12 protein-coding genes are annotated in these 15,575 nt (G+C 35.4%); 9 read left to right on the top strand and 3 right to left on the bottom strand.

The window, feature by feature from the left end:
* Window position 1: 1 nt before the first annotated feature.
* Window positions 2-757, top strand: coding sequence for an imidazole glycerol phosphate synthase subunit HisF (hisF, locus tag ACKU4N_RS13650; RefSeq protein ID WP_321317136.1), 756 nt, complete (start codon window positions 2-4; stop codon window positions 755-757).
* A gap of 20 nt (window positions 758-777) precedes the next feature.
* Window positions 778-1,398, top strand: a complete 621-nt coding sequence (gene hisIE, locus ACKU4N_RS13645) for a bifunctional phosphoribosyl-AMP cyclohydrolase/phosphoribosyl-ATP diphosphatase HisIE (RefSeq protein WP_321317122.1) — start codon at window positions 778-780, stop codon at window positions 1,396-1,398.
* A 190-nt stretch (window positions 1,399-1,588) separates the two neighbouring features.
* Here the strand turns inward: hisIE and ACKU4N_RS13640 are convergent, their stop codons facing one another.
* Complete coding sequence (locus ACKU4N_RS13640) at window positions 1,589-2,164, bottom strand: nitroreductase family protein (protein WP_321317120.1); 576 nt, start codon at window positions 2,162-2,164, stop codon at window positions 1,589-1,591.
* 163 nt (window positions 2,165-2,327) lie between these two features.
* Between ACKU4N_RS13640 and ACKU4N_RS13635 the strand changes: the two genes are divergently transcribed.
* The 4 genes from ACKU4N_RS13635 (at window position 2,328) to ACKU4N_RS13620 (ending at window position 9,694) form a co-directional block, all read left to right on the top strand.
* Window positions 2,328-3,359: a carbohydrate-binding family 9-like protein gene (locus ACKU4N_RS13635; RefSeq protein ID WP_321317118.1), complete on the top strand. Its 1,032-nt coding sequence runs from the start codon at window positions 2,328-2,330 to the stop codon at window positions 3,357-3,359.
* A gap of 389 nt (window positions 3,360-3,748) precedes the next feature.
* On the top strand, window positions 3,749-6,931 hold the full coding sequence (locus ACKU4N_RS13630) for a TonB-dependent receptor (RefSeq protein ID WP_321317117.1): 3,183 nt from the start codon (window positions 3,749-3,751) through the stop codon (window positions 6,929-6,931).
* Window positions 6,932-7,071: 140 nt separating this feature from the next.
* Window positions 7,072-8,769: a gamma-glutamyltransferase gene (gene ggt / locus ACKU4N_RS13625; RefSeq protein ID WP_321317115.1), complete on the top strand. Its 1,698-nt coding sequence runs from the start codon at window positions 7,072-7,074 to the stop codon at window positions 8,767-8,769.
* Window positions 8,770-9,160: 391 nt separating this feature from the next.
* Window positions 9,161-9,694, top strand: a complete 534-nt coding sequence (locus ACKU4N_RS13620; protein ID WP_321317112.1) for an NUDIX hydrolase — start codon at window positions 9,161-9,163, stop codon at window positions 9,692-9,694.
* Between the two features lie 36 nt (window positions 9,695-9,730).
* Here the strand turns inward: ACKU4N_RS13620 and ACKU4N_RS13615 are convergent, their stop codons facing one another.
* On the bottom strand, window positions 9,731-10,489 hold the full coding sequence (locus ACKU4N_RS13615; protein WP_321317110.1) for a hypothetical protein: 759 nt from the start codon (window positions 10,487-10,489) through the stop codon (window positions 9,731-9,733).
* Entirely contained in the window at window positions 10,489-11,523 is a 1,035-nt protein-coding gene (locus tag ACKU4N_RS13610) for a CDP-glycerol glycerophosphotransferase family protein (protein WP_321317108.1), read from the bottom strand. Before ACKU4N_RS13610 ends, ACKU4N_RS13615 begins: the two co-directional genes overlap by 1 nt.
* Window positions 11,524-11,777: 254 nt before the next feature.
* On the opposite strand from ACKU4N_RS13610, the gene ACKU4N_RS13605 reads away from it, so the two are divergent.
* Genes ACKU4N_RS13605 through aepX form a run of 3 tightly spaced genes read left to right on the top strand, consistent with a single transcriptional unit; the run spans window position 11,778 to window position 15,575 of the window.
* A complete protein-coding gene (locus tag ACKU4N_RS13605) occupies window positions 11,778-13,178 on the top strand; it encodes a capsule assembly Wzi family protein (RefSeq protein WP_321317106.1) in 1,401 nt (466 codons plus the stop codon).
* An 11-nt stretch (window positions 13,179-13,189) separates the two neighbouring features.
* Window positions 13,190-14,362: a CDP-glycerol glycerophosphotransferase family protein gene (locus ACKU4N_RS13600; protein WP_321317098.1), complete on the top strand. Its 1,173-nt coding sequence runs from the start codon at window positions 13,190-13,192 to the stop codon at window positions 14,360-14,362.
* Window positions 14,274-15,575 (top strand): phosphoenolpyruvate mutase, encoded by a 1,302-nt coding sequence (aepX, locus tag ACKU4N_RS13595; protein ID WP_321317096.1) that lies wholly within the window; start codon window positions 14,274-14,276, stop codon window positions 15,573-15,575. Before ACKU4N_RS13600 ends, aepX begins: the two co-directional genes overlap by 89 nt.

The following is a 15,575-nucleotide window of genomic DNA, read 5'->3' as shown; positions in this document are numbered from 1 at the left end:
TATGCTGTCGAAACGAATAATACCCTGTTTGGATGTAAAAGACGGAAGAACGGTTAAAGGAGTTAATTTTGTCGATTTACGAGACGCCGGTGATGCTGTTGAATTGGCTGCGTATTATGCAGAGCAAGGAGCGGACGAATTGGTCTTTTTAGACATTACAGCCACTCATGAAAAGAGGAAAACACTTATTGATTTGGTGCAGAAAGTAGCAAAAGAACTAAATATACCTTTCACTGTTGGTGGAGGAATTTCTACACCGGAGGATGTTGGCATTCTCTTGAATGCCGGAGCTGATAAGGTATCCATAAATTCTTCGGCTGTCCGAAATCCAAAGCTAATATCAGACTTGGCTTCCCGATTCGGCAGTCAGTGCGTTGTTGTTGCCGTAGATGCCCGCTTTGCCGACGGCAAATGGGAAGTCTATTTAAATGGCGGAAGATTAGCTGCCGGAATTGATTTGTTCGATTGGATTCTGGAAGCAGAGAGATTGGGTGCAGGAGAAATCTTGTTTACGTCAATGAATCACGATGGAACCAAGAATGGATTTGCGAATGAAACTTTGGCGAAACTATCCGAGATGATAAATATTCCAATTATAGCTTCGGGCGGAGCTGGAAATATGGAACATTTTGCAGATACATTTACCGAAGGGAAGGCTGATGCCGCTTTGGCAGCCAGTGTTTTTCATTTTAAGGAAATAGAAATTCCCAATTTGAAAACATATCTAAAAAGTAAGAATATACCAGTAAGAATATAAACGAACCACAATTATAAAAGATGAATTTTAAAGATCTGACAAACCAAATTGATTTCGAAAAAGGAGAAGGACTTGTGCCTGCAATTATTCAAGATGTTAAAACACAAAAGGTGTTGATGCTGGGATACATGAATAAGGAATCGTACGAAAAAACAATCGAGACTGGAAAAGTGACTTTCTATAGCAGAAGTAAAAAAAGACTTTGGACCAAAGGAGAAGAAAGTGGTAATTTTCTTGAATTGAAAGATTTAAGTTTAGATTGTGATAATGACACTTTACTGATAAAAGTGGCACCGGTAGGTCCGGTTTGTCACAAAGGAACAGATACTTGCTGGGCAGAAGAGAACCAAGCATCTTCCATTGATTTTTTGCTGCAGTTGCAACAGGTGATTAATGAGAGAAAGAAGAATTTGTCTGAGAAATCTTATACCGCAAGTCTTTTTAATAAAGGAATTAATAAGATTGCCCAAAAGGTAGGAGAAGAGGCTGTTGAGCTGGTGATTGAAGCCAAAGATGACAATAAAGATTTATTTATGGGTGAAGCTGCTGATTTGATGTTTCATTACCTGGTGCTCCTTGCAGCTAAAGATTACAAGTTGGAAGAAGTCGTTAGCCTTTTGGTAGAACGCCACAGCAAATAAAAATTTATTTGAAAGAAAGAAAAGAGGGTGTCTAAAAAGTTTTGTTCTATTGTCATTCTGATCCCGATGAATCGGGACGAAGAATCTTTTACTTTAGAAAACAGCTGTTTCGTTCCGATAGCCATTGGGATCGGTTAACATGACAATCCATTACAAAATATTCCTTTTTGGACACCTTCTTAGTCGTATTTTAAAATGTGTTCATATGAATTTTTTCTTTTTTGAGAAAAGTTTCATCGCGACCTGCTTTCTCGCCATCTTTATAGCCGATAGCAATAATTGCCAGAATTTTAATATTTGCAGGCATGTTTACCACTTCCTGAATATAAGATTCTGCTGATTGCTCATCATTGTATTCTCTTTCTCTTATCTGAATCCAACAGGTTCCCAATCCCTCCTTTTCCGCTTGTAACTGAATAAAAGTGGATGCAATAGCACAATCTTCTATCCAAACATCACTTTTATCAGCGTCGCCTGCTACTACAATAGAACAAGCTGCATTTTTTAGGAATCCAGCTCCAAGTGGTTTGCAAACTGAAAGTTTATCATTGATTTCCTTTTGGTCAACAATTACAAATTCACATGGATATGAACTTTTTGATGAAGGAGCCAATAAGGCGGCTTGCATAATTCGCTCAAGTTTTGCTGCTTCGATAGGTTTGTCGGTAAATTTTCGAATGCTTCGGCGTTTATAAAATAATTCTAACATGAGTTTGGTTTTTAGCTTCTTTTCAAAAGTAGGAATAAATGTTTTTTTTTTCATCATGCTAAACCAGATTAGTACTGATGATGCAGCGGAATACCATCTTAAACTCCCGTAAATGTTATAAAGTTTAAATTCTAATGCTGAAAATTATCCTTAGATTTGAAAGTGGTAAAATGATTATTTTGTTACTTAATTTTAAATAAAAATAAATACGCTTCTTGATATGAGAACAACTTTACTAATCGTTTTGATGCTAACTGTTATTGCTTTGGGAAAGGCTCAGGATCAAGCGAGATCATACATGTGTTATCAAATTTCAAATTCAATTACTATCGATGGAATAATTAGTGATTCGGAGTGGGGAGATATAAATTGGTCAGAAAATTTTGTGGATATAGAAGGCGGTAAAAAGCCTTTGCCTACGTATAAAACTCATGTTAAAATGGCTTGGGATGAAGATTATTTTTATGTGGCTGCAGAATTGGAAGAACCTCATGTTTGGGGAAAGTTAAAGCAACGCGATACAGTAATATTTTACGATAATGATTTTGAGGTATTTATTGATCCTCAAGGGGATAATCACCGATATTATGAGTTTGAAATGAATGCATTAAATACCATTTGGGATTTGATGATCGCAAAACCATATCGTGATGGAGCACCGGCAATTAATGCGTGGGATATCAAAGGATTAAAATCGGCAACGGCTATTTACGGAACAATAAACAATTCTTCGGATAAAGACGAGAAATGGACATTGGAAATTGCTTTTCCCTGGGATGTATTAAAAGAATGTGCTCCTGAGCAGCGGAAGCCAAAAAACGGAGAACAATGGCGGGTTAATTTTTCACGGGTAAATTGGGATGTAAAAGCAGAAAAAGGGGCTTATTCCAAGTGCATTAATCCCGAAACAGGAAAAGCTTATCCGGAGCACAACTGGGTGTGGTCTCCGCAAGGTGTTATTGCTATGCATCAGCCGGAAACATGGGGGTATGTGCAGTTTTCAACAAATGTGGCAGGTAAGGGTGCTGATATTTTTGTTTCAGATGAAGATTATCCTTTAAAAATGGAGCTTATAAAATTGTATAATCATCAGAAGCAGTATTACAATGAGAAGGGATCTTATCAAAAAGAAGTAAAATCAGTTTTTCCTGTTCATGTAGAAATTACGAAATTGCAATTTCTAATTTATGCCAAAGGAAAAACCGGGAAAACCTGGTATATCGATCACGAAAGTAAGATTTGGAGTGAGTAGGAAGGAAGGTGTTGTTTTTGCAACATCTTTTTTTTATATGTTTATTTTAAATTCTTAATAAATATTTTAAATAAAGTGTTTTTTCAATTCTAAAATCAAATTTCATATGATTTGAATGTCAATTTTGAAAAATAGTAAGCAAGAATGGAAATAAATAAGGGAGAGTGATATTATAAAACGCCAATCGAATTATGTTGAGACATTGTTGTGCAATCATTAAGGTTTTAACAAATATTAACATTTTGCAGGATTGCTAATATTTAACAGAATAATTTAGTCTTGAGGGTTTAATATGTTGATTGTTAATAATTATGAATAAAAGATTTGAAGGTTTGAAATAGTATTTTGTATTTTAGGCTTACCTAATTATAATCTAATCTATTTTTAATATGAAGAATGTTAAATTACTATTCCTGATTATTGCAATGGCAGGTTTCTTGCCTAATGCTTTTTCGCAAGGGGTAACAACCTCTTCAATGCGGGGGAAAATTGTTGATTCAGGCAATGCTCCTGTTTTTGCGGCTACAATAGTCGCTACTCATACTCCTACCGGAACTCAGTATGGCACTATTACACAAGATGATGGTCGTTTTGATATCCGAAATATGAAAATTGGGGGACCTTACACAGTAACTGTAACTTTTATTGGTTATAGGGAAACGAAACAAGACAACATTTATTTGCAGTTGAATAAATCGGCCGAGATTAATCTTGTTCTTCACGAAGACAATGTTCAGATTGATGAAATCACAATTGTTTATGACAAGAACGACATAATTAGTCAGGACAGGACTGGAGCTCAGACCAATGTCAACCGAGAGAAAATTATCGCTTTACCGACAATTTCGAGGTCACAGGGTGATTTAACCAGATTAACGCCGGAATCGGATGGAAACAGTTTTGGAGGGCGAAACAATCTCTATAATAACTTCTCGTTGGATGGTTCGATTTTTAATAACTCCTTTGGATTGGATGTTTCTACTCCTGGAGGTCAGGCTGATGCTCAACCTGTTTCTTTAGATGCAATTGACCAAATTCAAGTTTCTTTGGCTCCTTTTGATGTTCGCGAAGGAGGTTTTACCGGGGCCGGTGTAAATGCGGTAACCAAATCGGGGACTAATGATTTTAAGGGGACAACTTACTACTATTTCCGTAATGAAAAGATGATTGGTAATAAGGTGAGTGGTTTAAAAGTAAAAAACTTCGATTTTAGCACAAAGCAATATGGAGTTAGTGTTGGAGGCCCGCTGATCAAAAATAAATTGTTCTTCTTCGTTAATTACGAGCAGGAAAGAAGAGATCAGCTAGCACATGGTTTTGTGGCTGATGATGGCACGAACAGAGGAAATTCGAATACAACTAGTGTGCCCGAAGCTGATATTAAAGCGGTTCAGAGTCATTTAAGAGACCGATGGGGTTATGATCCGGGTAGGTATCAGGGATATAACCACGAAACGTCGAATGATAAATTCTTGATTAAACTGGATGCGAATTTGTCGCGTAATCATAAATTAGTTCTTCGTTACAATATGCTGGATGCATGGAAAGATATTCTTCCGCATCCCGAAGCTGTTGGTGGTCGTGGGGCAACAAGTTACCGTTTGCCATTCGAAAATTCCTCCTACCGGATTTTTAATAAGATCAACTCAGTGGTTGGAGAATTAAATTCCAGATTTTCAAGTAAAATATCCAATAAATTATTGCTTGGATATACATCTTTCCGTGATAAGCGAAATCCACATTCTGAACCTTTTCCGGTTATCGATATTTTGAACGATCAAGGTCAGGTTGCAATTACTGCAGGTTCTGAAATGTTTTCAACGAGCAATGTTTTGAATCAGGATGTGTACCAAATTTCTGATAATTTAACTTACTATTCAGATCGTCATGCAATTACAGTTGGTTTTAATTATGAGCGGTTTAAATTCGAAAATTCATTCAACCTGTTCTATTATCCTTGGATTACAGCCTTTAGTACTCAGAATTTTTTAAATGATGATTTCGCCTATTTTGTTGGTAATCCAACGAATGATTTGAATCAAGATGTAACAGATGCCAATAAAAATGCTTTTGCATGGTCGGATGTTGATGTGGCTCAAATTGCTTTTTATGCTCAGGATGAGTTTCAGGTGAATGATGATCTGAAATTGACTTTGGGATTGCGTATTGATCTTCCTAAGTATTACAATGATATTCCACAAGATGAAGCTACCGACCGGGGAAAGAATTTTGATGGTTGGGTGAATGAAAAAGGAAATTCAGTGAGATTGGATCCTGCAACCTGGCCAAATTCTAATATTATGTGGTCGCCACGATTTGGATTTAATTATGATGTAAAAGGGGATAATACTATACAATTACGGGGAGGATCAGGAATTTTCACCGGTCGTATTCCTTTTGTTTGGTTAGGAAACCAATCTACCAATGCACGAATCGATGCTGGTTATGAATTTCAATTGAATTCAACTGCTGATGATTTTAAATATCCTCAGGTTTGGAAAAACAACCTGGCAATGGATGTGAAATTTGGAGATGGCTGGTTAGCAACTTTGGAGGGGATTTATTCGAAGGATGTTAATGCTGTTGTTCACAGAAATTACAATATGCTGCCACCATCAGGAAATCTGTCGGGAACAGGAGATACACGTGCTCGATTTGTCGGATTTAATGAGGTGAATATTTATTCAGCTTCTGCCGGATCAGAATCTTTTCTGGATGCTGGGGCAATCGTATTGGATAATACAAAAAAAGGGTATCAGTTTACAACAACGGCAAAGTTATCCAAACGATGGGATTCAGGTTTGTCAGCAGATGTTGCTTATACTTATTTAAGTGCAAAGGATTTGACTTCTATTCCAGCTGAAATTGCGGCAGATGCATTCCAAAGAAATCCTGTTGTTGGTAATCCAAACAGTCCGGCTTATTCTTGGTCAAGATATGGTTTGCAGCACAGAGTGATTGCTTCGGCTATGTATAAAGTAAGCTATGGTAAATTTGCTTCTTCGTTTGCAATATTCTACGAAGCCGGGAAAGGAAACCGTTACTCTTATACCTATACGGGTGATATTAATGGTGATGCCATTGCAAACAATGATTTAATTTATGTTCCAAGAAGTTCTGGAGATATTAATTTTGGTACGGTTGATGAAAATGGTGTTGGTGTTGTTGCTTCCAATGCTTCAGAACAATGGATAGCTCTGGATAAATTTATTAGTCAGGATAATTATCTGGAGGACAGAAGAGGAAAGTATGCTGAGCGTAACGGTGCCATGTTGCCTTGGTATGGACAATTGGATTTTCGATTCATGCAGGATTATAACTTTATGGCCGGCAAAAAGAAAAATACACTTCAATTTTCAATTGATGTTCTGAATTTAGGAAATATGATTAGTTCCAATTGGGGAGTTCGTCAATTTGCAAATACAACCAATCCAATCACTGTGAATGGTGTTGATGGTAACGGTACGCCATGGCTGCAGTTCGATCCAAATTTAAAGGATTCTTATATTGATGATGTATCCGTTAACTCAAAATGGCAATTGCAAATTGGATTGCGTTACATTTTCAACTAAAAAGAATTTAGCTTTAAAAAAATAGGCTGATATAAATCAAAGAGCTGTTGCAATGCAACGGCTCTTTTTTTGCGGCAAAAGCTTTGTTATGTATAAATCCTATTTATCTTTAGAATTCTGAATCATTTAGTAAACCAAACATGAGCACAGCAAAATTTATCTCAATCATTTTAGCCTTTTTTCTTCTTGTTTTTTCATGTAGTGTTCCTCCTAAATCAAAATCCTATGATAACGGGGTTGTGGTAACGGCTCATTATTTGGCTTCCGAAGTTGGGAGGGAAATATTGCAAAAAGGTGGAAATGCCTTCGATGCGGCTGTAGCCGTACAATTTGCGTTGGCGGTTGTCTACCCGCGAGCCGGAAATATTGCCGGAGGAGGTTTTGCTGTTATCCGAACTTCTAAGGGAGAGTACAATTCGCTGGACTTTAGAGAAACAGCACCAAAAGCTGCATTTGAACAGATGTATTGCGATGAGGATGGAAATGTTAATTCTGATTTGAGTCAAAAAGGGCATTTGGCCGTTGGAGTTCCGGGTACGGTTGATGGAATGGTTAAACTTCATCAGAAATACGGAAAAATGGAATGGAAGGCATTGCTGGTTCCAGCAATTAAGTTGGCAAAAAATGGTGTAGCTTTGAGTTTATTGGAAGCAAATAAATTAAACGATTATCGAGATCAGATAAAAAATCAGAATTTAGGAGAAGGTTCAAATCCGTATGTTGGAGTTAATTTTTTTAGGGAAGGAGACAGCTTAAAAAATACAGCCTTAGCAAGAGTATTGCTGCGAATAAAAGTAAACGGACGGGATGGGTTTTATGCTGGAGAAACTTCTGATTTAATCGTTTCAGAAATGGAGAGGAATGGTGGTATTATTACAGCTAAAGATCTTCAGGAGTATCAATCGGTCTGGAGAGTTCCTTTAATCGGAGATTATCGGGGACATAAAATTATTTCAATGCCTCCGCCATCAAGTGGAGGAGTTGCATTACTGCAATTATTAAGTGGTGCAGAGCAGTATAAAATGAATAAGTATAGTTTTGGATCTTTTGAGCACATCCATTTAATGGTGGAATTGGAGAGACGGGTTTATGCCGATCGGGCAACCTGGCTTGGTGATCCGGATTATTACGAGGTTCCGGTTAATCGATTAGTTGACGATGAATATTTAGAGAATCGATTTTCTGATATTGAAATGGACAAGAAAACAGACTCCCAGGATGTTAAGGCAGGTAGTGTTGAGGTAATTGAAAGTTTTGAAACCACTCATTTTTCCATTGCCGATGCGCAGGGAAATGCAATCGCTGTCACCACAACATTAAACGGCAATTACGGAAGTAAAGTGGTGGTTAAAGGGGGGGGCTTTTTCCTAAATAATGAAATGGATGATTTTAGCAGCAAACCAGGTTTCCCAAATCAGTTTGGATTGGTTGGTGGTGAGGCGAATGCCATTAAACCCGGAAAGCGAATGCTGAGCAGTATGACACCAACAATTGTGGAGAAAAATGGAAAACTGTTTATGGTATTAGGCTCTCCCGGAGGATCTACAATCATAACTTCAGTCTTTCAAAACATTATTAATACAATTGATTTTGAAATGTCATCTCAGCAAGTTGTTGATGCTCCCCGAATTCATTCACAATGGTTGCCCGATGAAGTGTATGTTGAAACAGATTTTCCATCGAAGGATGTTTTAAACAAGCTCGAAGCAACAGGACATGTAATAAAGGATCAATCAAAAATAGGTGTAATGGCTGCTGTTTTTGTTTCCGAATCGGGAGAATACATTGGTGTTGCAGATACTAAAAGGCATAAAGACAGCCGGGCGTCAGGTTATTAGTAAAAAAGGCAAATTTCAATCGAAATTTGCCTTTTTTGATTTTATGGTAGTTGGGTTAGAAATTTATTCTTGGTTTTAATTTCGCAAATAAAAATAATGGGCGGCCAGAATATCTTTTTTTAATCAGTAATAGCGACTTAATGAAACATGAAAAAGATAAACCCCAATAAATGTGTCAGGATAGAAACGAGGTTGGCTCGTCCCATTAGTAATTTGCTTCGTTTTAAAAGTAATAACTTTTTGAAAATATCAAACAGCTAAATAGGAATAATAGGCTTATTTTTTGTCAATCCAAATAAATTTAGTGCTAATATCCAGTTAAAAATGTCGTTTTATTATTGTAAAGCCAATTTCATTCCAGTAGATTTGTTGTTCATAAAAAAAGTAGAAGATGAGTCCAACATTCCCTCAAAAAGTAATTAAATATTGTCCCAAATGTGGCGGAGAGAAGTTTCTTTACAAAAGTGATAATTCATTTTTGTGTGAGAACTGTCATTTTCATTTGTATGTAAATGCTTCTGCTGCAGTCGCTGCTTTAATAGTTAACGAAAAAGGAGAGTTGTTACTTGCCAAACGAGCTGTTGAACCCCAGAAAGGAATGCTCGATTTACCAGGAGGCTTTGTGGATGTAATGGAAACAGCAGAACAGGCACTTTGTCGTGAAATTAAGGAAGAGCTAAATTTAGAAGTTGCAGAATTGTCCTATTTTATGTCTTATCCAAACGAATATGTTTTTGGTGGATTATCTGTATTTACCTTAGATTTGGCCTATCTTTGCAAAATAAAATCTTTTAAAGAAATTGATGCAAATGATGATATTGTGGGTTTTGAATTTATACATCCAAATAATATTTGTCAGGATGAAATTTGCTCAGGTTCAATAATTCAAATAATACAAGAATATAGTAAGATGACTGAACGCTAAAAAAATCACAAGATCCATTCTGTGAATTGTGATTTTTTATACTTCTGTTTTTTGCCTTTGTTTTTTAGCTCTGGCTAATTTCTTTTTCCGAACAGCATCATTATGGCATAGTGTAATGTTCAACATCTTTTTTGTGACATAGTTTGCGTCCGCATTCCACAGATTAGCATATTCATTAGCCATTATTTTAATCATTTCCTCATTTGCTCCAATTCTATAGAAATTTTTAATTCCTAAATCAAGATCAACATTTTTAAATTTGGTTCGATTTAAATCAACCAAATAGAATTTGAAATTTAAGCCTTCTTCTTTGATTAGTGTATTTCCTGGTGAATGATCGATAAAATACATGCCTTTTTTGTGAAAGTCATATGTGAAACGAGTAAATTCAATCAAAACCTTCTCGATTTCAGCGATCTCTTTCCCAATTAATTCTCTAAAGGTATAATCGCATTCTTCTTGAATTGATATATAGTAGCTGTTGCTTAAACCTCCATTTTTGTAAAACTCAATACAAGCAATTGGTTCAGGTGTTGATATTTCCATTTCTAAAAGCCTTGTAGCATAGTCGAAAGATCGTTTAGCTTTAGAATCTCTTAAGTATCGGTATGCATATTTATTGATAATGTTAGGAGTTTTGAATGACTTAACATTTATTTTAATCCCATCAATATCAATGATTTTTATTGTGTTTCGGCCATCCTGAATAATCTTACCCTGAGAGCTGAAAATATTTGGGATTTCCAGAATTTGGGTTTTAATATGATTGTAGATGGGATTTATTTGATAGTGCATTATTTAAACCGTTTTAATGATTTTCTTCTTCTAAAAAAACCTAATTCTCTTTTCTCAGGAACTCCATTTTCCGCAATATAGTTTTTTGCCGCTTCTAACATTCTTTTGCATGATTTACCATCAAAATAAGGATCGAAGTATTCAATTGCTTCCTTTCTTTTGTCCGCATACTCATCAAAAGTTATTTCTTTTTCAAAAGCTTCCGATAGTCGTAATGGATCCGTAATATCTCTCCAGTACTTTACCGGAGAAGCGTTTTTATAGGTTATGACGGGTTTGTCGAGTAATAGAAATTCAAAAACAACCGAAGATGAGTCGCTTATCATTACATCTGAAATCAGAAGGAATTTATTAATATCAACATCAGCCATCCAAAGCATATTTTTATTGGATGCTGCAATATTCTCATAATCCTTCATCCATTTTGGATCTGTTAACGGGTGAAATTTCAGAATTAATAAAACATCATCTCTTTCTTCCACAAATTTCTGTATCCCTTCTTGCATAAAAGGTAAGGAGGTGATTGAAGGAGGAAAAGTTGGTGCGTATAAAGCTATTTTCTTTTTATTGTATTTGAGTAGTAATTCTTGTTTGTAGTCATTGTATCTTGTCAGATCTCTCAAAATACTATCTCTTCTTGACCAGCCAGTCTCAACAACTTCAGCTTTCTGTCTATTCTTAAGCGATTTCTTATATCCATTAGTAAAATAAGGACCTTGAGTTAAATAAAGATCGAAATAATCACGAATTCTGAAGTATCTTTTCTCACCACACTCATAGCCATGTGATATTTGAATTTTAACTCCCGGCAGATCATAAGGAACTACATTACAAGGAACGAAGATTACTTCCGGCGAAAATTTATAAATGTCACTAATATTGTGAGTCCAAGGAACCTCCTTGTCGAAATGAGGGATGTTCTTTTCATGAATATACCATAGAATTTCATGGCAACCTTCCAAAATTGCTTCTGCATATATTGGTTCAACCATGGATATTGTATACTTCTGTTCGCAAAATAAAACTATTCTCATTCTGTTATTTTTAGGATCAATTTACTGGGTATGATGCGATATAAATTTGAGTTTATATTAAAATTAAATCTAGTGTTGAACTAAATTTGACTCTAGTATGCAAAGAAAACAAAAATTGTATTCTAATTCAATTTTACAGCACCAATTAAGCGATATTAGGAGTCTGGCAAGCCATTGATAAAACACATTTTTTATAAAAAACACAGATTATAATACCTATCTTTGTCCACTTGAATTTTAAATTTTGATGAGTAATGCAAAAAAAAGGTAGTCTTTTAATCGTTTTAATGTTTGTAGGTATAATTGTTTTTGCTCAGAAGAAAACTAATTACGAGGTAGGTGCTTCTTCAGCAGTTGGTACTGACAATAATCTTCCTTTTTGGCTTCATTCTAATCAAAATGGGATCGTGCCTACTCATGGTTATGTAATGGGTGATTTATCCCTTGGTATGAATTTTGAAGAAAATCAAAATGAGTCATTTGATTTTATGTGGAAAGCTTCAGGACTTGTTTATACAGGAAAAGAATCAAAGTTGATGGTTGATCAGCTATATGGCGGTATACGATGGAAGTTCATCCATTTTTATATTGGGCAAAAAAGTCATGCTCAAAAATATGACGGATTATCTTCAACTAATGGTGATTTATTGTATTCAAATAACTCGCGGGCATACCCTCAATATGAATTAAGTGTTCCGGAATGGACAAATGTACCCTACACAAAAGGCTTTATTTCTTTTAAAGGACTTTTATCTGATGGAATTACAATGGACAACAGGTATATTGATAATGCAAGAATTCATCACAAGAATTTTTACCTGCGGATTTTTGAAGATTACAAGCTGAGTGCAAGTGCAGGTATTGAACATTATGCATTGTGGGCAGGAACGCATCCTGTAAATGGTAATATTTCGGGCTCATTAAGCAAGTATATGAAGATTTTTATGATTGAAGGAGATGATGCCGGTTCTTTTAATAATGACGAGTACCGCTTAGGTAATCATATCGGAAGTTATCGATTTGATGTTTATTATAATGATGATAAATTTAGTTTGAATGCTTATCTCCAAACGGTTTTTGAAGATGGTTCAGGTAAACGGATGAACAATAACCCTGATGGTTTGTACGGCATCTACTATAAAAATAAAAAAAGTGATAATGCTCTAATTCAATCAGCTGTTATTGAATATTATCATACATCTTATCAAGGAGGATCGATTTTTCAGATAGGAGATCATATTTTAGGAGGGCGTGATAATTATTTTAATCATAGTGAATACCGATCAGGATGGACTCACCAAGGCAGAACAATTGGTTCGCCTTTATTTACGACCGGAACTAAAGATGGACACGTTGTAATCGCAAATAATCGCTTTAAGGCTGTTCATTTTGGTATTGGAGGCGAAATATTTGGTTTACCCTATAAAACATACTTTACTTACAGTAGCAATTATGGTACATATAATATTCCATACGCATCTAAATTGAAGCAATTTTCTGGATATGCAGAGGTGAATGTGCCCGTAAAACAGATCCCATTTAAAATTGATCTTGCCTGTGCTTTGGATCGAGGGAAATTACTTGGTGATAATCTGGGATTTTGGATTAGACTATCGAAAAAAGGAATTTTAAGTTCAAAAAAATCTTTGAAATAAGTTATTTTTATATGCCTGATAAAAGAAAATCATACTTTGCATTATTCTATTTAGAAAATAATTATTTCTTTCCTCATTTTATTTCTGTGATGGATGAGTTGAGAGTTAATGGGCTGTCTTTTGCGATTATAATTCCAGAAGAAAAATCAAGAAATCTTGAAGAACAAAATAAAACAACCATAGCCCATTGTTGTGAACATGGTATTGAGTATTTGCCTCTGAAACGGGAAGGATTAGTTTGTGAGTTTTTGGTATTTGGCAATTCGATTCAAGAAACCAATATTACTTTTAAGAAAACAGTATCAATTTTCCATGGATGTTGGGGAGGTAAAAATGTGTATTTGAGAGATGAGCTTACTCAATTTGATATTCGCTTTGTTGAAACAGATTTTATTCGTGAGAATATTCTTCGTGCACATCCAGAAAAGAAGGACAACACTGTTGTTGTTGGATATTCGAAATTAGATTTGTTACTGCGGAATGATGATGATGCAATTCGGAATTTAAGAAAAAAGTATTTTTTCGATCCAACTAAGAAAACCATTCTTTATGCACCTACATTTTATCCTTCATCAATTGGAAAAATCCCAGCCAACTTACCGAAGTTATTATCAAATTATAATATTATAATTAAACCTCATTTTTATATCTACATGAGGAAAAAATATTCTAGTGAGCTACGATTAATTCAAAAGTGGAATCAGCAGGATAATGTTTATTTCGCAGACTTATCGGAAAATTCACTGATCCCATTTATGCAGGTAGCAGATATTTTGGTATCTGATTTCTCAGCGGCTATTTATGAATTTGCCGCTATGAGAAAACCAGTAATCGTTAATCGTTTTGTAAAATCCAGATGGTATTATAAATTAATGCCAAACAAATTGAATAAGAGGCTGGATCTCTTTAATTTTGATTTGTGGAACGTAGGCGATAATGCCAATAATTACCAACAGATGGTTAGTTTGTTGAAAGAAAATTTAGAAAATAGCAATAAAAACATCAATCAAAGACAAGATTTAGTTAGAATGGTTGTGGGTGATGTGGATGGTAAAGTTGCTTATAGAATAGTGAAACATCTAAAATATATATATCATGAGCAAAAGTGTTTACATAGGGATGAGTGCCGATATCATTCATCCGGGGCATTTGAATATTATCAAAGAAGGCGAAAAGTTGGGTAGTGTTACTGTTGGTGTTCTTACAGATAAGGCAATTGCAAGTTATAAGCGTTTACCTTATTTGGATTACGAACAGAGAAAAATGATCGTTGAAAATATAAAAGGAGTTGAAAAAGTAATTCCTCAGGATTCTCTTGACTATGTACCAAACTTAATGAAGGTGAAACCTGATTTTGTTGTTCATGGTGATGATTGGAAAGAAGGAATTCAACAGGAAACCAGACAACGTGTAATCGACACCATCAAAGAATGGAATGGCAAGGTTATTGATGTTCCTTATACACAGGGGATTTCTTCTTCTAAATTAAATGAGAAGGTAAAGTCGATAGGAACGACTCCTGAAATAAGAATGAAGAGATTACGTCGGCTAATTCAAGCCAAACCTATTGTTCGTATTCTTGAATCTCACAGTGGATTGACTGGATTAATTGCAGAAAATGCTAAAGTGAGCGTAAATGGTTTAAATCAAGAGTTTGATGGAATGTGGTCAAGTAGTTTGACTGATTCTACCTCAAAGGGAAAGCCTGATATTGAGGCCGTTGATATTACAACCAGAATGCATGGTTTAAATGACACTTTGGAGTGTACAACGAAGCCTATAATTTACGATGGCGATACAGGAGGAAAAGTAGAACATTTTGTATTTACGGTTAGAACTCTGGAACGTCACGGTATTTCTGCAGTGATCATCGAAGATAAAACAGGTTTAAAAAAGAATTCTTTATTTGGAACATCAGTTGCTCAGACTCAGGATACAGTAGAAGATTTTTCGGCAAAAATTAAAGCCGGAAAACTAGCTCAGGTTACTGAAGATTTCATGATTATTGCACGTGTAGAAAGTTTGATTCTTGGAAGAACGGTAGAAGAGGCTTTGGAAAGAGCGCATGCGTATGTTAAAGCAGGTGCCGATGGAGTGATGATTCACAGCAAAGAGAATACAGGAGATGACATAAAAGAGTTCTGTGAACGATTTAGAGCTGATAACAAGAATACTCCGATTGTTGTTGTTCCATCTACATTTAATCACATTACAGAAGAGGAATTTAGCAAAATGGGTGTCAACGTTGTGATTTATGCAAATCACATGTTGCGAGCTTCTTATCCTGCAATGATGAATGTTGCAAAATCGATTCTTGCAAATGGACGTTCATCAGATGCCAATGATAAATGCATGCCAATAAAGGAAATCCTTGAATTAATCCCTGGTACTAAATAA

It is taken from the genome of Labilibaculum sp., from assembly GCF_963664555.1.
GTDB lineage: Bacteria > Bacteroidota > Bacteroidia > Bacteroidales > Marinifilaceae > Labilibaculum.
This window is presented reverse-complemented; position numbering and strand designations above follow the sequence as displayed.